Raw genomic sequence first — 23,361 nt, 5'->3', positions numbered from 1 at the left:
AACCGTCTCCAGCCCCTCGCGTCGCTTCAGATAGGGGTGGACCATGTTGCCCTGGATCGGGCCGGGGCGGACGATCGCGACCTGGATCGCGATGTCGTAGAATTCCTTTGGCTTCATCCGCGGCAGCATGCTCATCTGCGCGCGGCTCTCGATCTGGAACACGCCCAGCGTGTCCGCCTTCTGCATCATCGCGAAGGTGGCGGGATCGTCTTCCTGTATCACCGGGCTGGCCAGCGTCATCTGCACGCTTTTGTGCGCGGCCAGCAGGTCGAACGCGCGACGCATGCAGCCGAGCATGCCGAGGCCGAGGATGTCGACCTTCATGAAACCGAGCAGCTCGATATCGGTCTTCTCCCACTCGATGACGTGGCGGTCGGCCATCGCCGCGGGCTCGATCGGGGCCAAATCGTGGAGCGGGTCGCGCGTCAGGACGAAGCCGCCGGGGTGCTGCGACAGGTGACGCGGCGTGCCGATCAGCTCGCGCGCCAGCTTCAGCGCCAGCGCGAGGCGCGGCTCGCCGGCGTCGAGGTTCAGGGCGGCGACATGTTCGGTCGGCACGCCCTCGTTCGACCAGCCCCAGACCTGGCTGGCGAGCGCGCCGGTCATGTCCTCCGGCAGCCCCAGTGCCTTGCCCACTTCGCGGATCGCCCCGCGGGTGCGGAAGCGGCTGACGACGGCGGTCAGCGCGGCATGCTCGCGGCCGTAGCTGTCGTAGATCCACTGGATCACCTCCTCGCGCCGTTCGTGTTCGAAATCGACGTCGATATCGGGAGGCTCGCGCCGCTCCTCCGACACGAAGCGTTCGAACAGCAACTGGTGCTTGATCGGGTCGATCGAGGTGATGCCCAGCACGAAGCAGATCACCGAATTGGCGGCCGATCCGCGCCCCTGACACAATATCTCCTGGCTTCGCGCATATTGGACGATCGAGTTCACGGTCAGGAAATAGGGGGCATAATCCATCCGCTCGACTAGCCCCAGTTCGCGCGCGAGCAGGTCGACATAGGGCTGTGGCGGGGGTGGCGCCGAACCGGTGGCGCAGGCCGTTCCAGGCCAGCGCGGCCAGCGCCTGCTGCGGCGTCTTGCCGGGAATCACCTCTTCCTGCGGATATTGATAGTCGAGATCGCGCAGCGAGAAGGTGCAGCGTTCCACCACCGCGTCCACCGCGGCGAGCGCGTCCGGGTGGTGGCGGAACTGGCGTGCCATCTGGTCCGGCGGCATCAGGTGGCGGCCGGCGTGGCGCTCGCGGCGGAAGCCCAGATCGTCGATCGTGCATTTCTCGCGGATCGCGGTGACGACGTCCTGCAACGGCTGGCGATCGGGATGGTGGTACAGGACGTCGCCGGTGGCGAGCGGGGCGAGGCCGTAGCGTGCCGCGGCCTGCGCGGTCCGGTGCAGCCGCAGCGCCTCGCCGGGGCGGCGCCAGTGGGTGAGGCAGATATGGCCGCGCGCTTCCTGCCCGCCCGGGAACAGGTCCGCCATCCAGCGCAGGTCGGCTTCGTCGATCCCAGCGACATCGGGCACCAGCGCGGCGACCAGCCCGGCGGCGTGCGCGGCGACATCGTCCCAATGGAGGAAGCAACGGCCTTTTTCCCCCTTCTGCGCGTCGGCGCGCGACTTGCCGAGCGTCAGCAGGCGGGTGAGCCGCGACCAGGCGGCGCGATCCTCCGGCCAGACCAGCAGCGACGTGCCCGAGACGAGGTCGAGCCGGCAGCCAACCACCAGCTTCGGCGGATGGGGATGCTGGCCTGCGACCTGTTCCTGCGCGTAGAGCATCCGCACCACGCCCGCGACCGAGTTGCGGTCGGTGACGCCGATCGCGGGCATCCCCATTTCGGTGGCAGTGACGACCAGCTCCTCCGGCGAGGACGCACCGCGCAGGAAGGAGAAGTGGGTGGTGACCTGAAGCTCGCTGTAGGTCATTGCCGCGCACCGTTGAAACGACCATATGACATGGTCGGTTGGAAAGGCGCGGCGATGGGCAGGACGGTGGGGATCACCGAGTTCAAGGCGAAGTGCATCGCCTTGCTCCACGAGATGGAACGCAGCGGGGAACCGCTGACGATCACGCGGCGCGGGAAGCCGTCGCTGACGTTGACGGCGAAGGGGGGGGAGACGCCCCTGATGGCCGAGCAGGCGCCATCGTCGGCATTCGGGATGCTGCGCCATCCGCAATATCGGTTCGACGATCCGTTCAGTCCAGCGGCCGATCCCGCCGAATGGGACGCCAACAATCCGGAAGAATTGTATCGCGCGCGATGATCGTTATCGACACGCATGCCCTGGTGTGGCTGATCCAGGGCGATACGCGCCTGGGCGCGGAAGCGCGCAGGATCGTGGCGCAGTCGCAGGCGGCAGGCGCGATCCTGATCCCGTCGATCGTCCCATGGGAAGTGTCGATGCTGGTCGACAAGGGCCGTCTGGCATTGGGCTTGCCGGTCCGGGAATGGTTTGATCGCGTGCTGGCAAGCCGTGGTTTCGGTATGGCGCCGCTGGAATGCGGGATGGCGATCGACGCCGGCATGTTGCCGGGCGACATCCATGGCGATCCCGCCGACCGGATGGTCATCGCCACCGCGCGCCATCTGCGATTGCCGCTGCTGACGGCGGATCGCAGGATATTGGAGTACGCCGACGATGGTCATGTTGCCGTGATCGACGCCAGCCGCTGACGGGTCAGCCGAACGTGCCATGCATGTACCAGCTGAGGTCGCCCGTCTCCGCGCGCAGCCCGTCGCCGCGGCGGAACAGCCAGAAGCGGGCGCCGGCCTCGTCCTCCACGCGGAAATAGTCGCGTATCGCATTGGCCTCGTCATGGCGGCGCCACCATTCGCCGGTGATCCGCTCCGGCCCGTCGCCGCGCACGATGCGATGCGTGACGCCGCGCCAGGTGAAGCGCGCCGGGGGATAATCGGGCAGTTCGGCCATGACATGGTCGAGCAGCTCGGGCCGGCGCAGCAGCCGCGCCGGGCGCGGCCAGCGCGGGTGCCAGGGGTGCGCGGGCGCGCGGGTGTCGAGGTGGCGCACGTCGTCGCGGCGCAGCCGGGGGGCGGTATCGGCGGCGGGGTCGAGCGGCGCGGTGCGCACCACGCCGCGTTCGGGCACATCGCTTTCCAGTGCGCGCAGGCGCCACAGCCGGCGCTGGCCGATGCGGTTGACGAGGGCGTCGACCAACGGGGCGAGGTCGGGGCGCTCGCCCTCCGCCAGATCGCCGTCGAGCGCCTCCGCGCCGAGCGGATCGGCGCGCTGGACATGGAGCGCCAGCGCCTCGATCCCGAAGCCGGGATCGAGGCGCTCGACCTGCCGCACCAGCAGCCGCAGCATATGGTCGGGCGCGCGGGTGGGGCGCGCGAAGCCGAGGCGGATCGTCTGGACCGCGCGGTCGATGCGGGTCGCCGCGAGCACGACCGCGCGCGCGCCGCGCCCCGCCTGTGCCAGATCGGTGGCGAGGCGGGCGACCAGTTGCGCGATCCAGTAAGCGATCGGCTCGGCGGTCAGCAGCGGCTCGGCGAAGCGTTGCTCCACCATGATCGCGACCGGGGGGACGATGGCGTCGAGCGGTTCGGAGGCGCGGCCGGCGGCCTGGTCGAGGCGCAGCGCCAGGGTGCGGCCGAAGCGGCGCACCAGCGGCGCGCGCGGGAGGGCGGCGAGTTGACCTACCGTCTCCACGCCGAGGCGGCGGAGCAGTTCCTGCGCGGGTTCCTCGACGCGCAGCGCCGCCACGGGAAGGGCGGCGAGCGCGGGAAGGGGGTCGCCGGGCGGCAGCAAGGTGATGGAAGAAGGGGCGAAATGCGCGCAGGCCCAGGCGGCGCCCGCGGTGTCGGCGACCGCGATGCGTGCGGTGTAGCCGAGGCGCGAGAGCAGGCGGACGAGGCGGCGCGCCATCGCCTCCTCGCCGCCGTGGAGGTGGCTGACGCCGGTGAGGTCGAGGAAGAGCGACTGCGGGTCGGCAATCGCGACGATCGGGGTCCAGCGGCGGGCGAGCGCCACGCTAAGTTTGCGAAGGTCGCGCAGATCGCCCTCGGCATCGGCGTCGCGGACCACGACGCCGGGGACCGCGGCGCGAACCTGGGTGAGCGCCAGGCCGGGCGCGATCCCCAGCGCGCGGGCGGCGGGGGAGGCGGCGGCGACCTCGACCCGGCTGCCGACCTTGTGGACCGTCACCAGCGGCGGCGCACCGTCGCCGGATGTTGGCGAAGGACATGCCGTTGTTGGCGGACAGACACGCGAAACCGTGGCGGATGTGCTGCGCGCGGTATCGAAGAAGGCGGCAACCTCCTTCACCGCGGCGCCGGGATCGTTGGAGCCGGGGCGGCGCTCCTTCGCGGCGATCTTGTCGGGGTGCGGGCCGTCGCCGGGGTAGCGCACGGAGACGATGCCCGACGCCGGCCAGCCGGTCGCTGCCCCCCCGTCGTCGCCGGGGAGGCGCTTGTAGGGATGTTCCGCCGCCTCGCTGCGGCGCCCCATCTCGCGCATCGGCGGGCGCTGGTGCGCAGGCAGCGTGGCGATATGGCGTGCGACATCCTCGCGCGCCCATCGGGCGCCGGGGCGCCAGCCGGTGTTGCGCGGGGCGTCGCAATTCTTGCCGCCCTGTTCCGCATCGCTCGCCGCCTTGATCGCCACGAGGTCGAGTGCCACCCGGTCAGGCGACGGCGGTGCGAGCGTCGGCTCCGCCCGCCGCAGCCGGTCGATCGACCAGTCGGGCAGGTAGAGCGATGCGACCCGTTTCATCGCAGGCCTCCACAAGTAGTTGGAATGGTTCGCCGTTGCGCTGGCGGGTGCAGTGCACGTCCCAGCGCGACCGGCCGATGCCGGCGACCGGCAGCGGGGCGGAAGGGGCGGAGGCGACGCGCCACCGCGTGACCGCGGCGGAGGGCACCGCGAACGGGTCCGCCTCCTCGCGCGCATGGCGTTTCATCAGCAGCGCGATGGTGCGCCCGCCCTCCGCCGCGAGTTGCAGCCGGCGGGTGGAGGCCATGGCGGCGCGTCGCGTCTCGCCGATCACCGCGCCCAGCGCGCGGTGGCGCAGCCCTTCCTCCATCAGCGCCAGCACCTCCGCATCGTCCGCCGCCTCGGCATAGAGGACGCGTTCGGGGGAGAGGCCGGACTGGTAGAGGCCGGGCGCGAACAGGTCGCGGCGGCGCACCACCCACAGCACCGGCCCCCAGGCGCGCGCCGCGATCCCGGCGAGGAAGAGCGTGGCGGACGCATCGTCGCCCATCGAGGCGGTGGCGGCGGCGACCTCGTGCAGCGCATCCAGCCGCAGGCCCCCGTCGGCCAGCCGGGTATCGACCGCGGGCGTGCCGAACGGCAGCGTCGCGCGACGGCGATGGCCATCGCCCTCGATCGCGCGGAGCGTGTCGCGCAGGGACTGGAGGACGCTCGATGGGGACACGGACGGTACGACTCCTGAGGAAGAGCTTTCGTTCCTAGTTTGTTCTGTTGGATCGAGTCGAGTCAATCCGTTGATTTCGGGGTGTTCGTGACCCCGGCCGCTCCCTTCGTCATGCCGGGCTCGTCCCGGCATCCAGGCGGCGCGCCCCGTCTGTGGTGAGGTGCTTGGAACCCTGGACCCCGGCACAAGGCCGGGGTGACGAGTCTTGTGGGGCGGGTTTCGGGGCCGGAGTGGTGAGGACGACCAGACGAAGCGGGACCCCGGGTCAGGCCCGGGGTGACGGGGATGATTCGCCACCTGCGGCAACAATCTTGCGGATTTGCCGGGCGGATCGGGCGTTGTGCTGCGCGGATGGGGCGGTCGGCAGCCGTTGAAATATTATTACGTGGGCCGTACACTCCGGCCAAGCGTTCCACGGGATACGCGTGAGGAGAGTGACGTGGGCGACGCCCCTGATCGTTTGAGCAACCTGAAGCCCTTGTCGCTTCACGTCCCGGAGCCGAAGTTCCGCCCCGGCGACGCGGTCGACTTCGCCGCGGTCGACGTGCCCGCGGCGGGATCGGTGCGGCGGCCGGATACCGCCGCGACCGCGCACGACTTCACCGACCTCGCCTATACGATGGTGCGGGTGCTGGACGAGGAGGGGCAGGCGGTCGGGCCGTGGAACCCGCAACTGTCGCCCGACAAGATGCGCCGGATGCTGCGCCACATGGCGATGGTGCGCGCGTTCGACGAGCGGATGTTCCGCGCGCAGCGGCAGGGCAAGACCAGCTTCTACATGAAGTCGCTGGGCGAGGAGGCGGTGGCGGTGTCCGCCGCGCACGCGCTGGACGACGAGGACATGTGCTTCCCCTCGTATCGTCAGCAGGGGCTGTTGATCGCGCGCGGCTGCCCGCTGGTCGACATGATGAACCAGATCTATTCGAACACCGGCGACAAGTTGCAGGGCAAGCAGCTGCCGATCATGTATTCGGAGAAGCGCTTCGGCTTCTTCTCGATCTCCGGCAATCTGACGACGCAATATCCGCAGGCGGTCGGCTGGGCGATGGCCAGCGCGTCGAAGGGCGATACGCGGATCGCCGCGACCTGGTGCGGCGAGGGATCGACCGCGGAGGGGGATTTCCATTCCGCGCTGACCTTCGCCACCGTCTATCGCGCGCCGGTGATCTTCAACGTGGTCAACAACCAATGGGCGATCTCCAGCTTCTCGGGCTTCGCGGGCGCGGAGGCGACGACCTTTGCGGCGCGCGCGATCGGCTATGGGATCGCGGGGTTGCGGGTGGACGGCAATGACGCGCTGGCGGTCTATGCCGCGACCGCCTGGGCCGCGGAGCGCGCGCGGACCAATGCCGGGCCGACGCTGATCGAGCATTTCACGTACCGGACCGAGGGGCATTCGACCTCGGACGATCCGACGCAATATCGCTCCGCGGGCGAGCCGACGGCGTGGCCGCTGGGCGATCCGATCCGACGGCTGAAGGATCACCTGATCGCGCTGGGCGAATGGGACGAGGCGCGGCAGGAGGCGATGGACCGCGAGATCGCCGACGAGGTGAAGGCGGCGCAGAAGGCGGCGGAGAAGAACGGCATCCTGGGGCACGGGCTGCACCAGCCGCTCGACTCGCTGTTCGACGGCGTGTTCGAGGAGATGCCGTGGCATTTGCGCGAGCAGCAGGCGCAGATGATGGCCGAGGAAGAAGCGAGCGGGCGGCCATGGGCGCGGAAGTAGTTTTTCCCTCTCCCAGCGGGAGAGGGAGGGGCCCGCTCGGCGGAGCCGAGTGGGAGGGTGAGGGCGACCTCACCACGCGCCTCGCCCTCACCCTTCCGGCGCTTTGCGCCTCCCTCCCTCTCCCAATGGGAGAGGGACATTGAGCGACACTATGACCGACACCACCCGCATGAACATGATCCAGGCGATCAATTCCGCCATGGACGTGATGATGGAGCGCGACGCGGGCGTCGTCGTGATGGGGGAGGATGTCGGCTATTTCGGCGGCGTCTTCCGCGCGACCGCGGGGTTGCAGAAGAAATACGGCAAGACGCGCGTGTTCGATACGCCGATCACCGAGATCGGGATCATCGGCGTGTCGATCGGGATGGGCGCCTATGGCCTGCGCCCGGTGCCGGAGATCCAGTTCGCCGATTACATCTATCCCGCGCTCGACCAATTGGTGAGCGAGGCGGCGCGGTTGCGCTATCGTTCGGCGGGGGAGTTCATCTCGCCGATCACGGTGCGCTCGCCGTTCGGCGGCGGCATCTTCGGCGGGCAGACGCATTCGCAGTCGCCGGAGGGGATCTTCACCCATGTCTCGGGGCTGAAGACGGTGATCCCCTCGACGCCCTATGACGCCAAGGGGCTGTTGATCTCGGCGATCGAGGACAATGACCCGACGATCTTCTTCGAGCCGAAGCGCATCTACAACGGGCCGTTCAACGGCCATTGGGATCGCCCGGCGGAGAATTGGTCGAAGCATCCCGCGGGCGAGGTGCCGACCGGCTATTACAAGATCCCGCTGGGCAAGGCGAACGTGGTGCGCCGCGGCGAGGCCGTGACGATGCTGGCCTATGGCACGATGGTCCATGTCTGTGCGCAGGTGGTCGCGGACACGGGCGTCGATGCGGAGATCATCGACCTGCGCACGCTGGTGCCGCTCGATATCGAGGCGATCGAGGAGAGCGTGAGGAAGACCGGGCGTTGCATGATCGTCCACGAGGCGACGCGCACCGGCGGGTTCGGCGCGGAGCTGGCGGCGCTGGTGCAGGAGCGGTGCTTCTATCACCTGGAGGCGCCGGTGGAGCGCGTCACCGGGTTCGACACGCCCTATCCGCACAGCCTGGAATGGGCCTATTTCCCCGGCCCGGTGCGGATCGGGCAGGCGCTCAAGAAGATTCTGAAGGACTAAGGCAGATGGCGCGTTTCACCTTCAAGCTGCCCGATATCGGCGAGGGCATTTCCGAGGCGGAGATCGTGGCGTGGCACGTCGCGGTCGGGGATCGTGTGGAGGAGGACCAGAGCCTCGCCGACATGATGACCGACAAGGCGACGGTGGAGATGGAATCGCCGGTCGCGGGGGTCGTGGTGGAGCTGGCGGGCGAGATCGGCGACCAGGTGTCGATCGGCGCGGCGCTGGTGGTGATCGAGGTCGAGGGGGAGGGGGAGGTTTCCGAAACCGTCGAGGCGGAAAACCCCGGGGTGGAGGAAGTCGCCGACGTAAAGCCCTCTCCCCTGCGGGGAGAGGGTTTGGGTGAGGGGCGGCCCCGGGCGGAAGCGCCTGCCGTTGTCGAACCCGTCGCCTCGGCCCCTCTCCCCAGCCCTCTCCCCGGAGGGGAGAGGGAGCAGAAAATTCTCGCCTCCCCTACGGTGCGTGCCCGCGCCAAGGACTTGGGCGTCGACCTCTCGCAGGTCCGCATCGCCGAGGGCGATCGCATCCGTCACTCGGACCTCGACGCCTATCTGCGCTACAATGCCGGGCAGGGTTATCAGCGCCCCCATGCCAGCGCGGCGCGCGATGACGAGCAGGTGCGCGTCATCGGGATGCGGCGGCGCATCGCGGAGAACATGGCCGCGTCGAAGCGCCATATCCCGCATTTCACCTATGTCGACGAGATCGACGTCACCGAGCTGGAGCGCGTGCGCGCCGACCTGAACGCGAACCGCGGGGACCGGCCGAAGCTGACGATGCTGCCGCTGCTGATCGTCGCGATCTGTCGCACCTTGCCCGACTTCCCGATGCTCAATGCGCGGTACGATGACGAGGCAGGCGTGGTGACGCGGTCGGGGCGGGTGCATCTCGGCATGGCGACGCAGACCGATGCCGGGCTGACCGTGCCCGTCATCCGCGACGCGCAGGACCGCAACGTGTGGCAGCTGGCGACCGAGATCGCGCAGCTGGCCGACGCGGCGCGCGCCAACAGGCTGACGCCGCAGGAACTGGGCGGGGGGACGATCACGGTCACCTCGCTAGGGCCGCTGGGCGGCATCGCGACGACGCCGGTCATCAACCGGCCGGAGGTGGCGATCATCGGGCCGAACAAGATCGTCGAGCGGCCGGTGTTTTCGGGCGACGAGATCGTGCGCGCGAAGCTGATGAACCTGTCGATCAGCTGCGACCATCGCGTGGTCGATGGCTGGGACGCGGCGAGCTATGTCCAGGCGCTCAGGAAGCTGCTGGAGACGCCGGTGCTGTTGTTCGCCGACTGACGTGCGTGCATGAGGTGCGGCGATGCACCTCGACCTGATCCAGACGCTCAGCCTGTGCGGCGACCCTGCCACCCCCAATGACGATCGCGCGGGCGCGACCGCGACGCGCGCCTGGGTGATCGACGGCGCGACCGACCTGGGGCCGCCGGGGCTGCTCGGCGATCAGGGCGGGGCGGCGTGGCTGGCGGCGGCGGCCGATGCGGCGTTCGGGGCGAGCGGTGCGGCGGATCTGGCGGCGACGTGCGGCGAGGTGTTCGCGCGCGTGGCGGCGCGCTTCGCGGCGGAGCGGCGGCGCGAGCTGCTAGGGGCGTGGGAGCTGCCGAGCGCGGCGTTCGTCGCGGCGCAGCTGGTCGACGGCGCGCTGGAGGTGGCCTGGGCGGCGGATTGCGCGTTGCTGCACCGGTCCGCCGATGGCGCGGTGCAATGGGTCACGCCGGTGCCGAACCGTGCGCGGGAGAGTGCCGACGCGGCGGCACTGGGTGCGGGGGTGGTCCGCACGCCTGCGGTGCTCGCGGATCGCCGCCGCGCGCGCGAGCGGGCGGGGCGCCGCGTGCTGGGGGTGGATGCGGCGGCGTCGGCGGCGGTGGTCAGCACCGCGCGGGTCGCGGTGGCGCCGGGCGATGCGCTGCTGCTGATGAGCGACGGGTTTTCGGCGCTGGTCGACGCTTATGGGGCGTATGACGCGGCGGCGCTGTTCGCGGCGGTCGCGACGAAGGGGCTCGCGGCGCTGGCGGTGGAGCTGCGCGCGATCGAACGGGAGGATGCCGCGTGCGCGCGGTTCCCGCGGTTCAAGACGAGCGACGACGCCACCGCGCTATGGGTGCGGGTGGGGTGAGCCACGATCGCCCCCTCCCCTGAAGGAGAGGGGGATTTTGTGGCCTAGACCCTGCGGCCGGTGAAGAGCTGCACCAGCCCGACGATCAGCGCCAGGATCAGCAGGATATGGATCAGCCCGCCCGCGACATGGAAGCCGAAGCCGAGCAGCCACAGGATCAGCAGAATTGCCGCAATCGTCCACAACATGATGATAATCCTCACATTACCGCGAGCATTACGCATCCGTGCCGATCGTGGTTCCCTCGATCAGTCGCGACGGGTCGTTCGGCCGGTGAGCGGCTGGCCGTTGCCGCCGGCGCGATCGGCCTCGAAATCCTCGCCCGGGTTGCCGCCGCCCGCCCCGGCGCCGCTGCCGCGTACCTCCCCGGTGGCGGGGTCGAACGACGCGCGCCGGCCGTTGTCGGGCGGCAGCGCGGGGTCGTTGTCGATCAGGTGCGAGGGCCGGGGAGCGACGCTGCCGGCGGGCATCTGCTCGCCCAGCTTGCGCTCCTCGTCCAAATGATAGTTCTGCCCGGAGTGATCGTCGTCCTTGTCGAACGCGGGCTGGCGGCGATGCGGGATGTCTCGGTCGGTCATGCCGCCTCAACGCCTCGCCGCCAGCGCGCGATCCGTCAGACGATCTCGAACAGCCCCGCCGCGCCCATGCCGCCCGCGGTACACATCGACACGACGACATAGCGCACGCCGCGCTTGCGCCCCTCGATCAGCGCATGGCCGACCAGCCGCGACCCGGTCATGCCGAACGGATGCCCGACCGCGATCGCGCCGCCGTTGACGTTGTATTTTTCCGGATCGATGCCGAGATGGTCGCGGCAATACAGGCATTGCGAGGCGAACGCCTCGTTCAGTTCCCACAGCCCGATGTCGGCGACCGACAGACCGGCGCGCTCCAGCAGCTTGGGGATCGCGAAGACGGGGCCGATTCCCATTTCGTCGGGCGCGCAGCCGGCGGCCTGGAAGCCGCGGTAGAGGCCCAGTATCTCCTTGCCCTCGGCCTCGGCGGTGGCGCGGTCCATCACGATCTGCGCCGCGGCACCGTCCGACAGCTGGCTGGCGTTGCCCGCGGTGACGTTGCTGCCGGGGCCGGTGAATTCGCCGCCGGCCCAGACGGTCTTGAGCCCGCGCAGCGCCTCCACGGTCGTGCCGGCGCGGATGCCCTCGTCCTGCGCGATCGTCACCGTCTCGCTGCCGGTGCGGTTGCCTTCCTTGTCGAACAGCGCCTTCTCCACGGTGATCGGCACGATCTCCTCCGCGAAGGCGCCGTTGGCGAGGCCGGCGGCGGCGCGCTGCTGGCTTTGCGCGCCGTACTCGTCCTGCGCCTCGCGCGAGATGCCGTAGCGGTCGGCGACGATCTCCGCGGTCTCGATCATCGGGATATAGGCGGCGGGGACGTGCGCGGTGACGCTCTTGTTGACGTAGCGCGGTGCGTCCTTGGTCACGGTGTAGCTGATCGACTCCATGCCGCCCGCAAGCGCCACGTCGATGTCGCCGGCGATGATCGAGCGCGCGGCGAGCGCGACCGCGGTCAGGCCGGAGCCGCACTTGCGGTCGAGCGTGAAGGCCGGCACCGACTGCGGCAGCTGACCGGCGAAGATCGCCATGCGCCCGGCGTTGCCGCCCTGCGTGCCCCATTGGTTGCCGATGCCCCAGAAGACGTCGTCGATCCGCGCCGCGTCGATCCCGGCGCGCTCGACCGCGGCGTTCATGACATGGCCGGCGAGGACGGGCGCCTCGGTGGCGTTGAACGCGCCGCGATAGGCGCGGCCGATGGCGGTGCGGGCGGTGGATACGATGGCGGCTTCGCGCATGTCAGGCCTCTCTCCAAGGGTTTGGAGCGAGGGGTAGGCGGGGCGGGGGCAGAGGGCAACGGGGTTTGAGGTGGGGGTGGGGGGGTGGGGAGGTGCGGGCGATCCGTTCCGTTGCACGTCACCCCGGGCTTGACCCGGGGTCCCGCTTCTCTCCGGCGTTGGTGAGGGAGCGGGACCCCGGCTCAAGGCCGGGGTGACGGGGGTGGGGCTGGACCTTCATTCCGGCCTTATCGTCATCCCAGCTTTCGCCGGCGTGACGAAGGGCGTCAGCTTCGCGGCGTGGCGGTCGATGGGGCGCTGCTTTCCGCCGCCAGCGCCATCGCGCGGGCGGAGCCGGTGGCGGGCTTCAACCGGGCGTCCTCGCGCGCATAGGTGAGGAACAGCGCGCCGACGATCAGCAGCGCGATGACGACCAGCGCGGGCAGGCCGTTGTAGAGCCGGGTGCGACGACGGGTGGGTAGGTCGGACATGGTCGTTTCCTGCAACGATGAGCCTCGTCGCGGATAATGACGGGACGGCGGCGCCGTTCCGCTTCACCCAGGTTACATTTTCTTGCCGGCGTCAGGCGGCGCGGGCGTAGCGGTCGTTCGCGGCCAGCGCCGCCTCGGCCTGGTCGAGCGCGCGGGGATCGTCGACGTCGAGCCACCAATGGTCGCCCGTGTCGGCGACCAGCGCACCGCCCTCCGCCGCCAGCGCCTCGACGCCCGCGGAGATCGAGCCGGACCCGCCCGCGGCGATCGAGGCGCGCAGCGCGGCGTGGAAGCGGTCGTCGACCGCGAACACGCCGGTGTCGTAACAGTCGTAGTCGGGCAGGTGCTTGCCGATCGCGACGATGCGGTCGCCCGCCGTGCGCACGCGCGTGACGTCGTCCAGATCGACCAGCGGGTTGTCGAGCCGGCGATCGACCCCCAGCACCAGCGGCGCGGGCGCGGAGCGGACGACAGTGGCGATCAGCGCGGGATCGACCAGATGGTCCGACATCAGCAGCAGATGACGCTGCGCGCCGATCCGCGCCGCGCCGGTCAGTACCGAATGGCCGTTGGGCAGCGACCAGTCGGGGGTGCGCACGCAGTCGATCGGCAGCGCCAGCTGTCGCGCGGCGAGGGCGAGGTGACGCTCCAGCGCGGGCGCCTCGTGCCCGGTCACGACGGTGAAGGCGGTGGCCCCACCGTCGTGCGCGGCGCGGATCACGCGCTCGATCAGGGGTACGCCGTGGACCGGGGTGAGCGGCTTCGACGGCGAGACCGCGCGCAGCCGGCTGCCATAGCCGGCCGCGACGATAAGCGCGTGCAAGAGAGGTTACTCAGCGGCCAGGCGGGTGTCGCCGTGGATGAACTCGTCGGTCATCTGCGCCGCGATGTCGTCGGTCACCTGACGCGGCGGATGCTTGCAGAAGAACGCCGACGGACCGTCGAGCGCGCCGGCGACGCCGCGCTCCAGACCCAGCTTCACGCAGCGGATCGCATCGACCACGACGGCGGCGGAGTTCGGCGAATCCTCGACCGACAGGCGCAGCTCCAGGTTCATCGGCACGCCGCCGAACAGGTCGCCCTCCAGACGGAGGAAGCACAGCTTGTTGTCGCCCAGCCAGGGGATATAGTCCGACGGGCCGACGTGGATGTTCTCATCCGCCAGACGCTCGGCGATCACCGCCTGCACCGCCTCGGTCTTCGACTCCTTCTTGCTCGCCAGCCGGTTGCGGTCGAGCATGTTCATGAAGTCGGTGTTGCCGCCGGTGTTCAGCTGATAGGTGTGATCGATCGTCACGCCGCGCTGGCCGAACAGGTTGCTGAGCACGCGGTGGACGATCGTCGCCCCCACCTGCGCCTTCACGTCGTCGCCGACGATCGGCAGGCCGGCGTCGGCGAACTTCTTCTCCCACTCCGGACGCGAGGCGATGAACACGGGCATGCAGTTGACGACGCCCAGCCCCGCCTCCAGCGCGCATTCCATGTAGAATTCGGTCGCGTCCTGGCTACCGACCGGCAGGAAGTTGACCAGGATCTCCGCGCCCGACGCCTTCAGCTCGGCGATGATCTCGGCCTTCGACGCGTCGCGCGTGTCGTCGATCTCGAACCCGCGGTCGTTGGCGGCGGTCAGCATGTGCGGGGCGACGCCGTCCAGCTTGGCGCCCATCTTCACGATCGTGCCGGTCTTCGGCACGTCGGCGTGGAACACCTTGGTGCAGTTCGGCTTCGCGAAGATCGCCTCGCCCAGGTCCAGCCCGACCTTGCGCGAATCGACGTCAAAGGCGGCGACGAATTCGATGTCGCTGACCTTGTAGCCGCCGATCTCCTCGTGGATCAGCCCGGCCGCGGTGTTGCTGCCGGCGTAGTGATACTTACCCTGAACGAGGCTGCTGGCGCAGTTGCCGACGCCGATGACCGCGACCTTGATCGTCTTCATTCTTCCCCACCTGCCGGGCGCGCCGGCCTCCGAGACAAATACGTTGCCGCTAGGTGACAGATACGTGGCATCTGTCAAGCGACGCATTGCCCTGTATAGGCGTGGCCAGCGAGGGTGGGGGCGAGGGACGCGTGAACGAATCTTTACCAAGTGATGCAGGGAAGCCACGGGAACTGCAAGGGTTCCTGAACCGCACCGTGTATCATCCGCTGGCCCATCGGCTGGCGCGCGCGCTGGTGCCCACGCCGGTGACGCCCAACATGGTGTCGATCGCGGGCGCGGTGATCGTGATGGTCGCGGGCGTGCTGTACACGTTGGTGGCGACGCCCTGGGCGATCGCGCTGGCGTTCGTGCTGCACCTGTCGTGGCATGTCGTCGACGGCGCGGACGGGGCGCTGGCGCGGATGTCGGGGCGCGCCTCCCCCTCGGGCGAGATCGTCGACGGGCTGTGCGACTATGCCGGGCATGGCGTGCTCTATGTCCTGTTCGCCGCGACGCTGGACGATACGCTGGGGGCGGGGGCCTGGGCGCTGGCGCTGGCGGCGGGCGTCAGCCGCGCGTTCCAGTCGGTGTTCGCGGAAAGCCAGCGGCGCACCTATCAATGGTGGGCCTATAACGTTCCGTGGTTGCAGAATACGAAGGCCCAGGGCGACGGCATCGGGGTGAAGCTCTCGCGCCTCTATCTATGGGCGTGGCACAAGATGGCGGGGCCGACGGAGGCGGTGAACGCGCTGGTGGTCAGCGCCGAACACGACCCGGCCGAGCGCGCGCGGATCGCGCAGATCGCGCGCCGGACGGCGCGCGCGATCCTGCCCACGGTGGCGATCATCGGCGCCAACCCGCGCACGATCCTGTTGGGGTTCAGCATGATCGCGGGCTCGCCGCTGTGGTTCTTCCTGATCGAGACGGTGGCGTTCAACATCGTACTGGTGTTCGCGATCCTGCAGGCGGCCGCGATCGGGCGGCGGATCGCGGCGCAGATCGCGCACGGCAATCGGGAGGAATAGGCGATGGCGGGTTTGTGGTTCGAGGAATTCGCGGTCGGGCAGCGCTTCGTCCACGAGGTGCGGCGCACGGTCACCGATGCGGACAACATCCTGTTCTCCGCGCTGACGTACAATCCGGCGGCGATCCATATCGACCACGATTATGCCGCGACGACCGAGTTCGGGCGGCCGCTGGTCAACTCGCTGTTCACGCTGGGGCTGGTGATCGGGCTGTCGGTGCAGGACACGACGTTCGGCACCACCGTCGCCAATCTGGGGATGAGCGAGACCAGCTTCCCCAAGCCGGTCTTCGCGGGCGATACGATCCGGGTCGAGACGGCGGTGACGGCGCTGCGCCCCTCCGCATCTCGCCCGGGGCAGGGGGTGGTGACGTTCGAGCATGTCGGGCTGAACCAGCGTGGCGAGACGGTGTGCCGGACGCTGCGCGCGGCGCTGATGATGGCGAAGCCTGCCGCCTGAGCGAGGGGGTGAGCGGAACCGCGGGTTCCGGCCGCGGGTTGCCGGGTCACGCAACAGTGTAGGGAGACGGTACGATGCGACGCATGATGTTGGCGGGGATCGGGGTGGCGGCGCTGTCGCTGGCGGCCTGCAACGACGAGGGCAAGATGGCGACCGGCGCGCCGGTGGCGGGGGCGCCGAGCGCGACCGCGTCGCTGATGACCGCGACCGGCGCTGCGGTCGGCCGCGCCACCGCGACCGAGGTGGCGGGCGGGGTGCGCTTCACGATCGACGCCAGCGGCATGCCGCCGGGGACGCATGGCGCGCACGTCCATATGGTCGGCCGCTGCGACGCGCCCGACTTCGCGAGCGCGGGTGGCCACTGGAACCCGACCGCGATGAAGCACGGCACGATGAACCCGCAGGGGCCGCACCAGGGCGACCTGCCCAACCTCGTGATCGGCAACGACGGCCGCGGCACGATCGCGGCGACGATCCCGGGCGCGACGATGGCCGGGCTGATGGACGCCGATGGCGCGGCGATGGTGGTCCATGCGCAGGCCGACGATCTGAAGACCGACCCGAGCGGCAATTCGGGCGGGCGGATCGCGTGCGGGGTGTTCCAGGCGGGGTGAATCAGCTTCTAGCCCCTCCCCTTCAGGGGAGGGGTTGGGGGTGGGGGAGGTCTCACCGAGACTGGCGCTCGCGGCTCTTTACTGCCCCACCCCAACCCTCCCCTGAAGGGGAGGGGCTTTTTTTTAGATCGGCTCGCCCGCTTCCCGCGCGCGTTCCTCGCGCGTGCGCTCCGCGGCGGGGACCAGCCGGTACGCGCCCACGCCGGCCGCGACCGTGATCGGCACCGTTAGCAGCAGTGACAGCATGCCCGTCGACAGGCTGCCGGTCAGCGTCGAGACGCGCCCGGCCAGATATGGCCCCAGCGCCAGCCCGAGCAGCGTCGTGCCGATGAAGAAGGTGGCGGTCGCGGTGCCGCGCATCCGCGGCAGGACCAGATCCTGCGTCGTCGCGGCGGCGGCGCCCAGCCCCCAGCTGGCGAAGAACTGTGCCACGAACAGGCAGACGTAGAGCACCATCGGGGTCGCGGTGGTGAAGGCCAGCGCCATGAACGGCACCGGCAGCGTCGCGCCGAGCAGCACCATCACCAGCCGCCCGGCCGGATTGCGGCGGCGCAGGCGGTCGGCGATCATCCCGCCCACGGTCACCCCCAGGAAACCCGACACCGCACCCTGTGCGCCCAGGATCAGCCCCGCCTCCGATGCGGACACGCCCAGGTCGCGCATCGCATAGGGCGCGGCCCAGAAGCCCGCGGCATAGCTGAGGAAGGCGTTGAGGCCATAAGCGACGACGGTACACAGGAACGCCGGCGTGCCGACGATCAGGCGGAAGGTCGGCGGATCGCGGTGGCGCAGCGCGCACGCCCAGGAGAAGACGGCATAGACGCCGACGCCGATCGCCAGCCATTGCGGCAGCGGCTCGCCCGCCGCCAGCAGCAGCGCGACCAGCGTCACCGTCACCGCCAGCCCGGCGAGGTTGATCATCAGCGCGCGGCGACCCAGCCGCGCCGCGCCGATCAGCGTGAACGGCGGCAGGATCGTCACCATTTCGTCGAGGAAGGCGCGGAACGGGGCGGGGTGCTTCTCCGGCTCGGGCAGCCCCTCCACCAGCCCGCGGATCGGCTCGCGCAGCGTCGCCACGACCAGCGCGAGGATCAGGCCCGGAATGCCCACCGCGAGGAACGCCGCCTGCCACCCGGCCAGCCCGAACGGCCCGCCCTGCGGATAGGTGCGGTTCCACCCCTCCACGATCAGCCCGCCGATGAACAGCGAGCAGCCGCCGCCGACGTACAGCCCGGCGGAATAGATCGACAGCGCGGTGGCGCGCAGCTTCTTCGGGAAATAGTCGGAGATCAGCGAATAGGCCGACGGCGAGGCGGTCGCCTCGCCCACGCCGACGCCGATCCGCGCGGCGGCGAGGTGCGCGCCGGTCGACGACAGGCCCGACAGCGCGGTCATCGTCGACCACAGCCCCAGCCCGACCGTCATCAGCCGCACGCGGTGCCAGCTGTCCGCCAGCCGCCCGAGCGGGATGCCGAACAGCGAGTAGAACACGCCGAACGCGGTGCCGTAGAGGAAACCGAGATCCTCGTCCTTCAACCCCAGGTCGCGCTTGATGTCCTCCGCCAGGATCGAGATCACCTGCCGGTCGATGAAGTTCAGGATATAGACGAGGAACAGGATCCCCAGCACGTACCAGGCATAGCCGCTCGCGCGGGTCTCGCTCTCGCTCGTCATTCGCCTCTCCTCGTCGTTTCGGGAGCAAGCGTAACAGAGGGCGGGCGCGAGGGAAGGGGTTAAAGCGAGCGGCGGCTTATCCTCGCCAGCGCGGCGACGGCGACCGCGGGGACGGCGAGCGCGAGCAGGAACGGCAGCGCGATCGGCCAGCCGTCGGCGGCGAGTGCGCCGTTGATCGCCATGACCGGCGCCTGCGCGGCGATGACGATCGCGCCGGCGGACCAGCCGATGAGGCGGCCGCCGACCGCGGACAGCAGCAGCGCGCCGGGATACCAGCCGCGCCAATAGGCGGGGGCGTCCCACGGCTCGGCGACGTTCGCGACATGGGACACGAGGGTCCAGTAGAGCAGGCTGGCGAGGAGGACGGCGAGTAAGCGGAAGATGGTACGTGTGGCCAATTGTCGCGCTCCCCTAATCGTCATTCCCGCGAAGGCGGGAATCCATATACGCAGGCCGCGCGGCTCGATCCGCGACCCTCAGCGTCAATGGATCCCCCGGACTCACGAAAGAAGTGCACCACCGATAGGGTGGTGGCGCGATGGGACACAGCTACAGGCAGCTCGGCCTTGACGAGCGGATGGAGATTGCGCGGCTTCGGGAGGCGGGCTGGTCATCGCGGCGGATCGGCGCGGCGATCGGGCGCTGCCACACGACGGTCAGCCGAGAGGTAAGTCGCAACAGCCGTGCGACCAGGGCCTGGCCTGGCGGCTATGCGCCAGCGCGCGCGCACGAACTGGCGCAGCGGCGACGACGATGGGACTGCCGCTTCAAGCTGGTGCGCCAACCGGACCTGCGGGACCAGGTGAGGCAAAGCCTTGCGATGGGACATTCGCCCGAGCAGATCGCCGGCCGGCTGGCGCGCGAGACGGGTCGCACCGTCATCAGCCACGAGTCAATCTACCGCTTCGTCTATCATCGCTCAGGCCAGAAGGATTACTGGCACCGCCTGCTGCCCCGCGCCAAGTCCCGGCGCGGTCGGTACCGCATGCAGGGCGGCAGCCCGGCCAGCTTCATCCGCCAGCGCCGCCCCCTCACCGAGCGCCCGGCCGAGGCGACGACGCGCCAGCAGCGATCACCGCACAGCGCATCGAACGCCAACTCCGCGACGTTCCACAGGTGCTCCGCCGCACCATCAGCTTCGACAACGGAACAGAGTTTGCCGAGCATCAGCGCCTGCATCACCTCGGCCTGCAGACCTTCTTCTGCGACGTGCGCAGCCCCTGGCAGAAAGGCGGCATCGAGAACACCATCGGTCGCTTGCGACGCTTCCTGCCCCGCAAGGCCAACCTCGACAACCTCTCGCCCGCACAATTGCGTGCCTATGCCCAGCGGCTCAACGACACGCCCAGAAAATGCCTCGACTTCCAAACCCCCGCCGAGGCATTTCTCCAAGCCTCAACCGGTGCACTTCAAACGTGAATCCACATCCCCTCCTCCGCGGGGATGACGGGGAGTGCGGGGCAAGGTTTGCCGACTCCCACGGCGGGGCGTGGGGGGCAGGGTTTGCCGGCGCCTTTGATGATTGCCGCCCTACCCCAGCGGCCACCGCGCCACCGCCTCGTAGCGGGCGCCGTCGTGCGTCAGGTGGCTTTCGTACAGCAGCAGATGGTCGAGCGCGAAGGGCGCGGTCGCCAGTGCGGCATGCGCCTCCACCCAGCGGGCGATCGCCGCCGGATCGGCGGCGCGGCGGCCGAAGCGGGCGAGGGTGACGTGGGGCAAATAGCGGCGCGGATCGGGTGCGACGCCGGCACGGGCGAGCGCCTGGTCGACCTTGCGGTGGAGCGCGGCGAGCGCGTCGACGGGGACGATCCGCGCCCACAATGTATCGACATGGCCGCGGGTGTCGAACGTGCCCACGCCCTCCACCCGTGCCGACACCGCAGGGGCGGCGACGGCCGCGAGCGCGGCGGCGACATCCTCCGCCTGATGGCGATCCACCTCGCCGACGAAGCGCAGCGTCAGATGGAGCTGCTCGTCGTCCTGCCAGCGCGCGCCGGGCAGCCCCTCCATCACCGCGGCCAGCGCGGCGCGGATCGGTGGCGGGGGACGCAAGGCGGCGAACAGGCGGTGCATGAAATCTCTGTAACGAACGGTTGCTGGGGGTGGAACGAGCCGCAGGTTTCTTGAATTGCAACGCCCGGCGCGCGATATTCGTGGCATCCGGCACGTCACCATTCGGTGCAGGGCGCCGGACGAAGGAGCAAGAAGACAATGGCCAATTGGTCCGATCCCCGGCCCTCCGCCACCGCATTCGGCGGCGCCGCTTCGGGCACCCGCAGCGAGGCGTATGACGCGGGCCTGCGGTCCTACATGCTGTCGGTCTATAACTATATGGCGTCGGGCGTGCTGCTGACCGGCATCGTCGCGCTCCTGTTCGCCATGTCGGGCGTCGCGGCGACCGTGTTCCAGACGCCGCTGCGCTGGGTCATCACGCTGGCGCCGCTCGGCTTCGTGTTCGCGATGAGCTTCGGACAGGGCAAGTTCTCGTCCGCCACGCTGAAGGCGATGTTCTGGGGCTTTGCGGTGGCGATGGGTCTGTCGCTGTCGACGATCTTCCTCGTCTATTCGCCGATCGCGATCGCGCAGGCGTTCTTCGCCACCGCGGCGGGCTTCGGTGCGCTCAGCCTGTACGGCTACACCACCAAGCGTGACCTTTCGGCGTTCGGCGCCTTTCTGATCATCGGTCTGGTCGGGCTGATCGTGGCGAGCCTGATCAACCTGTTCGTCCAGTCGGGTCCGCTGGGGCTGGTGATCTCGCTGGTCGGCGTGCTGCTGTTCGCGGGGCTGACCGCCTATGACACGCAGCGCACGAAGAGCCTGTACTTCCAGGTCGCGGGTTACGGCCCCGAGATGGTGGGCAAGGCGATCGTGATGTCGGCGCTGAGCCTGTACCTCGATTTCATCAACATGTTCCTGTTCATCCTGCGCCTGTTCGGCGGCAACCGCGACTGATCCACGGATCGGCACGTAACGGATCGGGAGGCCCGGCGGGTGACCGCCGGGCCTCTTCGTGTTCGCGAACGACGGCCGACGTCCCGCCTTCGCCAGGGAACGAGAGACGGTAGCAGGCATCCGTGCGGTTCGCGCGACGTTTCCCCTTTCTCCCCTGACCGGAAGGATTCCGCGTGCGTCTCTCGATCGAGGTCCATCTGGACTATGGCTTTCCCGCGCCGGCGGACGTGCTGTTGCAGATCGAGGCGGCGGCGACGCCCGATCAGTGGCTGGAGGCGCAGGCGCTGACGATCGGGTCGGACCATCCGATCCGCGCGGTGGCGGGCGAGGAGGGTATCGGCCAGCGCTGCTGGGCGCGCGGCGATCGGCGGCTGGTGGCGGATTATGCCGCGGTGGTGCGGATCGACCGTTCCGCGGTGGATATCGCCGCGCTGCCCGCCACCCCGGTTGCGGCGCTGCCGCCGGCGACGATCCCCTATCTGCTGCCCAGCCGCTATTGCGAGTCCGACCGGCTGGAACATTGGGCGCAGCGCGGCTTCGCCGGGCTGTCGGGCGGGGTGCTGGCGGTGGCGCTGCTGGACTGGGTGCAGGCGCATCTGGACTATGGCTGGACCGACTCCAGCGGGCGGACCGGCGCGCTGGAGACGTTCGCGCAGCGGCGCGGCGTGTGCCGCGACTATGCGCACCTGCTGGTGGCGCTGGCGCGCGCGGTGGAGATACCGGCGCGCTGCGTCTCCGCCTATGCCCCCGGGGTGGACCCGCCCGATTTCCACGCGGTGGCGGAGCTGTGGCTGGACGGGGCGTGGCGGCTGATGGACGCGACGGGGATGGCGCGTGCGGACGAACTGGTACGTGTCGCGGTGGGGCGCGACGCGACCGATATCGCGTTCATGACCATCTTCGGCACCGCGACGCTGCTGGCGCAGCGGGTGATGGTGACGCGGCTGCCCGATCAGGAACGGAGCGACGATCCGGCACGTTGAGCACGCGTAACCATCGCAAGCAGGAGCAGGATCATGACCACCGAACGCCCGATCGACGATAAGGCGTTGGACAGCCTGTCGGTCGCGCCGGCCGCGGGCGATGCCGGGCAGGACCCGTCGCTGGGTGAGGACAGCCTGGACGAGGCGCTCGACGAATCGATGGACGCCTCCGATCCGCCCGCGGTGACGCAGCCGGGCCGCAGCGAGCCGGCGCCCTCGTCCGGGTTCGACGCGGCGGAAGAAGCGGAGCGCCAGCGCGACGCGTGATGCACGCGCGCCACACCCATCCCCGTCGCGACGCATCGTTCGGCAAGGAACCACTCGGCTCGTCGCATCCATATTGCGACGCACCATGGTTTCATGATCGATTGATGTCCGTCGGGGACGGACGTTAAGGCTGGTGTTAACCAAGCTGCGGCATTCTGCCTCCGGTCCAATCTGGTGGGGCGGGGTACACGATGAGCGGAAGGACGAGACCGGCAGAAGGTGCGATGACGCTGGCCGAGATGAAGGAATTCGCGAGCTTCGCGGCGTCGACGCAGCGCTATATCCGGCGCAGCCTGGACGTCGGGCTCGATCGCGACGATGCGATGGCGCGCTGGTCGCGCGACGTCGTCGAATCCGCCAGCATCCGCGCACAGGCGCAGCATTATCGTCGTTTGCCCGAGCTGCGCGCGCTGGTCCCCGACGACAGCGGGCTGGACGTCGCGGAGCGGCTGCTGGCGCCGCTGGTCACGCTCACCGCGTTCGACCTGGGGCAGGGGCGGATAACGTCCTTCTCCGCCTATCGCTTCCTCTACGAGCGGCTGGTCGGGGCGGAAGTGCGCCCGTGGCTGCCGAGCGCCTTCTGCGCCGGCGCGGCGCTGCCGCATCTGCATCCGGAACTGCGGCGCAAGCTGCTCCAGTCGATCAGCGAGGCGGCGGCGACCGCGTCGGGCTGGTCGTCGCGCCAGCCGGCGTTCTTCCCTTACTGGGTGGAAAAGGTGGATCCGGCGGCGCTGCCGAATTGAGGAGGTGACGCGCC

The 23,361-nt window shown here is 69.7% G+C and carries 24 protein-coding genes and 2 pseudogenes; 14 read left to right on the top strand and 12 right to left on the bottom strand.

Annotated elements, in window-relative coordinates:
- Positions 1-1,924, bottom strand: a pseudogene (locus PGN14_RS16025) (PHP domain-containing protein); the annotation flags it as partial.
- 30 nt (positions 1,925-1,954) lie between these two features.
- Here PGN14_RS16025 and PGN14_RS16020 point away from each other — a divergent pair.
- Positions 1,955-2,263 (top strand): type II toxin-antitoxin system Phd/YefM family antitoxin, encoded by a 309-nt coding sequence (locus PGN14_RS16020; RefSeq protein WP_335300577.1) that lies wholly within the window; start codon positions 1,955-1,957, stop codon positions 2,261-2,263.
- On the top strand, positions 2,260-2,673 hold the full coding sequence (locus PGN14_RS16015; RefSeq protein ID WP_335300576.1) for a type II toxin-antitoxin system VapC family toxin: 414 nt from the start codon (positions 2,260-2,262) through the stop codon (positions 2,671-2,673). Before PGN14_RS16020 ends, PGN14_RS16015 begins: the two co-directional genes overlap by 4 nt.
- 4 nt (positions 2,674-2,677) lie before the next feature.
- Here the strand turns inward: PGN14_RS16015 and PGN14_RS16010 are convergent, their stop codons facing one another.
- The gene (locus tag PGN14_RS16010) at positions 2,678-4,732 is read right to left on the bottom strand and encodes a DNA polymerase Y family protein (protein ID WP_335300575.1); all 2,055 of its coding nucleotides are present in this window, start codon (positions 4,730-4,732) and stop codon (positions 2,678-2,680) included.
- Positions 4,644-5,396 (bottom strand): ImuA family protein, encoded by a 753-nt coding sequence (locus PGN14_RS16005; protein WP_335300574.1) that lies wholly within the window; start codon positions 5,394-5,396, stop codon positions 4,644-4,646. The genes PGN14_RS16010 and PGN14_RS16005 overlap by 89 nt, the downstream gene beginning before the upstream one ends.
- A 439-nt stretch (positions 5,397-5,835) precedes the next feature.
- Between PGN14_RS16005 and PGN14_RS16000 the strand changes: the two genes are divergently transcribed.
- The 4 genes from PGN14_RS16000 (at position 5,836) to PGN14_RS15985 (ending at position 10,432) form a co-directional block, all read left to right on the top strand.
- Positions 5,836-7,125 (top strand): 3-methyl-2-oxobutanoate dehydrogenase (2-methylpropanoyl-transferring) subunit alpha, encoded by a 1,290-nt coding sequence (locus PGN14_RS16000; protein WP_335300573.1) that lies wholly within the window; start codon positions 5,836-5,838, stop codon positions 7,123-7,125.
- A 169-nt stretch (positions 7,126-7,294) separates the two neighbouring features.
- The gene (locus PGN14_RS15995) at positions 7,295-8,299 is read left to right on the top strand and encodes an alpha-ketoacid dehydrogenase subunit beta (protein ID WP_335300586.1); all 1,005 of its coding nucleotides are present in this window, start codon (positions 7,295-7,297) and stop codon (positions 8,297-8,299) included.
- A gap of 5 nt (positions 8,300-8,304) precedes the next feature.
- The gene (locus PGN14_RS15990) at positions 8,305-9,597 is read left to right on the top strand and encodes a dihydrolipoamide acetyltransferase family protein (RefSeq protein ID WP_335300572.1); all 1,293 of its coding nucleotides are present in this window, start codon (positions 8,305-8,307) and stop codon (positions 9,595-9,597) included.
- Between the two features lie 22 nt (positions 9,598-9,619).
- Complete coding sequence (locus tag PGN14_RS15985; RefSeq protein ID WP_335300571.1) at positions 9,620-10,432, top strand: SpoIIE family protein phosphatase; 813 nt, start codon at positions 9,620-9,622, stop codon at positions 10,430-10,432.
- A gap of 44 nt (positions 10,433-10,476) precedes the next feature.
- Here the strand turns inward: PGN14_RS15985 and PGN14_RS15980 are convergent, their stop codons facing one another.
- From PGN14_RS15980 to PGN14_RS15955, 6 genes are all read right to left on the bottom strand, one after another.
- Positions 10,477-10,620, bottom strand: a complete 144-nt coding sequence (locus PGN14_RS15980; RefSeq protein WP_335300570.1) for a lmo0937 family membrane protein — start codon at positions 10,618-10,620, stop codon at positions 10,477-10,479.
- Between the two features lie 60 nt (positions 10,621-10,680).
- The gene (locus PGN14_RS15975) at positions 10,681-11,010 is read right to left on the bottom strand and encodes a hypothetical protein (protein WP_335300569.1); all 330 of its coding nucleotides are present in this window, start codon (positions 11,008-11,010) and stop codon (positions 10,681-10,683) included.
- 35 nt (positions 11,011-11,045) lie between these two features.
- The gene (locus PGN14_RS15970; RefSeq protein ID WP_335300568.1) at positions 11,046-12,242 is read right to left on the bottom strand and encodes an acetyl-CoA C-acyltransferase; all 1,197 of its coding nucleotides are present in this window, start codon (positions 12,240-12,242) and stop codon (positions 11,046-11,048) included.
- Positions 12,243-12,508: 266 nt separating this feature from the next.
- Positions 12,509-12,712, bottom strand: coding sequence for a hypothetical protein (locus PGN14_RS15965; RefSeq protein WP_335300567.1), 204 nt, complete (start codon positions 12,710-12,712; stop codon positions 12,509-12,511).
- Between the two features lie 91 nt (positions 12,713-12,803).
- Complete coding sequence (locus PGN14_RS15960) at positions 12,804-13,535, bottom strand: phosphocholine cytidylyltransferase family protein (protein WP_335300566.1); 732 nt, start codon at positions 13,533-13,535, stop codon at positions 12,804-12,806.
- A 6-nt stretch (positions 13,536-13,541) separates the two neighbouring features.
- On the bottom strand, positions 13,542-14,648 hold the full coding sequence (locus PGN14_RS15955) for an inositol-3-phosphate synthase (RefSeq protein WP_335300565.1): 1,107 nt from the start codon (positions 14,646-14,648) through the stop codon (positions 13,542-13,544).
- Positions 14,649-14,845: 197 nt separating this feature from the next.
- Here PGN14_RS15955 and PGN14_RS15950 point away from each other — a divergent pair, with 197 nt between their 5' ends.
- The 3 genes from PGN14_RS15950 (at position 14,846) to PGN14_RS15940 (ending at position 16,728) form a co-directional block, all read left to right on the top strand.
- On the top strand, positions 14,846-15,655 hold the full coding sequence (locus PGN14_RS15950) for a CDP-alcohol phosphatidyltransferase family protein (protein ID WP_335300564.1): 810 nt from the start codon (positions 14,846-14,848) through the stop codon (positions 15,653-15,655).
- 3 nt (positions 15,656-15,658) lie between these two features.
- Positions 15,659-16,114: a MaoC family dehydratase gene (locus tag PGN14_RS15945; RefSeq protein ID WP_335300563.1), complete on the top strand. Its 456-nt coding sequence runs from the start codon at positions 15,659-15,661 to the stop codon at positions 16,112-16,114.
- Positions 16,115-16,188: 74 nt separating this feature from the next.
- Entirely contained in the window at positions 16,189-16,728 is a 540-nt protein-coding gene (locus tag PGN14_RS15940; RefSeq protein ID WP_335300562.1) for a superoxide dismutase family protein, read from the top strand.
- Positions 16,729-16,851: 123 nt separating this feature from the next.
- On the opposite strand, the gene PGN14_RS15935 is transcribed toward PGN14_RS15940, so the two are convergent.
- On the bottom strand, positions 16,852-18,402 hold the full coding sequence (locus PGN14_RS15935; RefSeq protein ID WP_335300561.1) for a spinster family MFS transporter: 1,551 nt from the start codon (positions 18,400-18,402) through the stop codon (positions 16,852-16,854).
- Between the two features lie 59 nt (positions 18,403-18,461).
- Positions 18,462-18,800 carry a hypothetical protein gene (locus tag PGN14_RS15930; protein WP_335300560.1) on the bottom strand — a complete coding sequence of 113 codons (339 nt, stop codon included), beginning with the start codon at positions 18,798-18,800 and terminating at the stop codon, positions 18,462-18,464.
- A 140-nt stretch (positions 18,801-18,940) separates the two neighbouring features.
- Here PGN14_RS15930 and PGN14_RS16895 point away from each other — a divergent pair.
- Positions 18,941-19,821, top strand: a pseudogene (locus PGN14_RS16895) (IS30 family transposase).
- Between the two features lie 111 nt (positions 19,822-19,932).
- On the opposite strand, the gene thpR reads toward PGN14_RS16895, so the two are convergent.
- Positions 19,933-20,475: an RNA 2',3'-cyclic phosphodiesterase gene (gene thpR, locus PGN14_RS15920; RefSeq protein ID WP_335300558.1), complete on the bottom strand. Its 543-nt coding sequence runs from the start codon at positions 20,473-20,475 to the stop codon at positions 19,933-19,935.
- Between the two features lie 138 nt (positions 20,476-20,613).
- Between thpR and PGN14_RS15915 the strand changes: the two genes are divergently transcribed.
- The 4 genes from PGN14_RS15915 (at position 20,614) to PGN14_RS15900 (ending at position 23,347) form a co-directional block, all read left to right on the top strand.
- Positions 20,614-21,354 (top strand): Bax inhibitor-1/YccA family protein, encoded by a 741-nt coding sequence (locus PGN14_RS15915; protein ID WP_335300557.1) that lies wholly within the window; start codon positions 20,614-20,616, stop codon positions 21,352-21,354.
- A gap of 173 nt (positions 21,355-21,527) precedes the next feature.
- On the top strand, positions 21,528-22,337 hold the full coding sequence (locus PGN14_RS15910; RefSeq protein WP_335300556.1) for a transglutaminase-like domain-containing protein: 810 nt from the start codon (positions 21,528-21,530) through the stop codon (positions 22,335-22,337).
- A 33-nt stretch (positions 22,338-22,370) separates the two neighbouring features.
- Positions 22,371-22,604: a hypothetical protein gene (locus PGN14_RS15905; protein WP_335300555.1), complete on the top strand. Its 234-nt coding sequence runs from the start codon at positions 22,371-22,373 to the stop codon at positions 22,602-22,604.
- Positions 22,605-22,795: 191 nt separating this feature from the next.
- On the top strand, positions 22,796-23,347 hold the full coding sequence (locus tag PGN14_RS15900) for a hypothetical protein (RefSeq protein ID WP_335300554.1): 552 nt from the start codon (positions 22,796-22,798) through the stop codon (positions 23,345-23,347).
- The last annotated feature ends 14 nt before the right edge of the window (positions 23,348-23,361 follow it).

The sequence above is a fragment of the Sphingomonas adhaesiva genome (assembly GCF_036946305.1).
GTDB lineage: Bacteria > Pseudomonadota > Alphaproteobacteria > Sphingomonadales > Sphingomonadaceae > Sphingomonas > Sphingomonas adhaesiva_B.
This window is presented reverse-complemented; position numbering and strand designations above follow the sequence as displayed.

What these genes read in the sequence shown, in the direction of transcription:
- PGN14_RS16020 (WP_335300577.1), top strand. Translation starts at nt 1,955, where the DNA reads ATGGTCGGTTGGAAAGGCGCGGCGATGGGCAGGACGGTGGGGATCACC.
- PGN14_RS16015 (WP_335300576.1), top strand. Translation starts at nt 2,260, where the DNA reads ATGATCGTTATCGACACGCATGCCCTGGTGTGGCTGATCCAGGGCGAT.
- PGN14_RS16010 (WP_335300575.1), bottom strand. Translation starts at nt 4,732, where the DNA reads ATGAAACGGGTCGCATCGCTCTACCTGCCCGACTGGTCGATCGACCGG.
- PGN14_RS15995 (WP_335300586.1), top strand. Translation starts at nt 7,295, where the DNA reads ATGAACATGATCCAGGCGATCAATTCCGCCATGGACGTGATGATGGAG.
- PGN14_RS15990 (WP_335300572.1), top strand. Translation starts at nt 8,305, where the DNA reads ATGGCGCGTTTCACCTTCAAGCTGCCCGATATCGGCGAGGGCATTTCC.
- PGN14_RS15985 (WP_335300571.1), top strand. Translation starts at nt 9,620, where the DNA reads ATGCACCTCGACCTGATCCAGACGCTCAGCCTGTGCGGCGACCCTGCC.
- PGN14_RS15980 (WP_335300570.1), bottom strand. Translation starts at nt 10,620, where the DNA reads ATGTTGTGGACGATTGCGGCAATTCTGCTGATCCTGTGGCTGCTCGGC.
- PGN14_RS15975 (WP_335300569.1), bottom strand. Translation starts at nt 11,010, where the DNA reads ATGACCGACCGAGACATCCCGCATCGCCGCCAGCCCGCGTTCGACAAG.
- PGN14_RS15970 (WP_335300568.1), bottom strand. Translation starts at nt 12,242, where the DNA reads ATGCGCGAAGCCGCCATCGTATCCACCGCCCGCACCGCCATCGGCCGC.
- PGN14_RS15965 (WP_335300567.1), bottom strand. Translation starts at nt 12,712, where the DNA reads ATGTCCGACCTACCCACCCGTCGTCGCACCCGGCTCTACAACGGCCTG.
- PGN14_RS15955 (WP_335300565.1), bottom strand. Translation starts at nt 14,648, where the DNA reads ATGAAGACGATCAAGGTCGCGGTCATCGGCGTCGGCAACTGCGCCAGC.
- PGN14_RS15945 (WP_335300563.1), top strand. Translation starts at nt 15,659, where the DNA reads ATGGCGGGTTTGTGGTTCGAGGAATTCGCGGTCGGGCAGCGCTTCGTC.
- PGN14_RS15940 (WP_335300562.1), top strand. Translation starts at nt 16,189, where the DNA reads ATGCGACGCATGATGTTGGCGGGGATCGGGGTGGCGGCGCTGTCGCTG.
- PGN14_RS15935 (WP_335300561.1), bottom strand. Translation starts at nt 18,402, where the DNA reads ATGACGAGCGAGAGCGAGACCCGCGCGAGCGGCTATGCCTGGTACGTG.
- thpR (WP_335300558.1), bottom strand. Translation starts at nt 20,475, where the DNA reads ATGCACCGCCTGTTCGCCGCCTTGCGTCCCCCGCCACCGATCCGCGCC.
- PGN14_RS15915 (WP_335300557.1), top strand. Translation starts at nt 20,614, where the DNA reads ATGGCCAATTGGTCCGATCCCCGGCCCTCCGCCACCGCATTCGGCGGC.
- PGN14_RS15905 (WP_335300555.1), top strand. Translation starts at nt 22,371, where the DNA reads ATGACCACCGAACGCCCGATCGACGATAAGGCGTTGGACAGCCTGTCG.
- PGN14_RS15900 (WP_335300554.1), top strand. Translation starts at nt 22,796, where the DNA reads ATGAGCGGAAGGACGAGACCGGCAGAAGGTGCGATGACGCTGGCCGAG.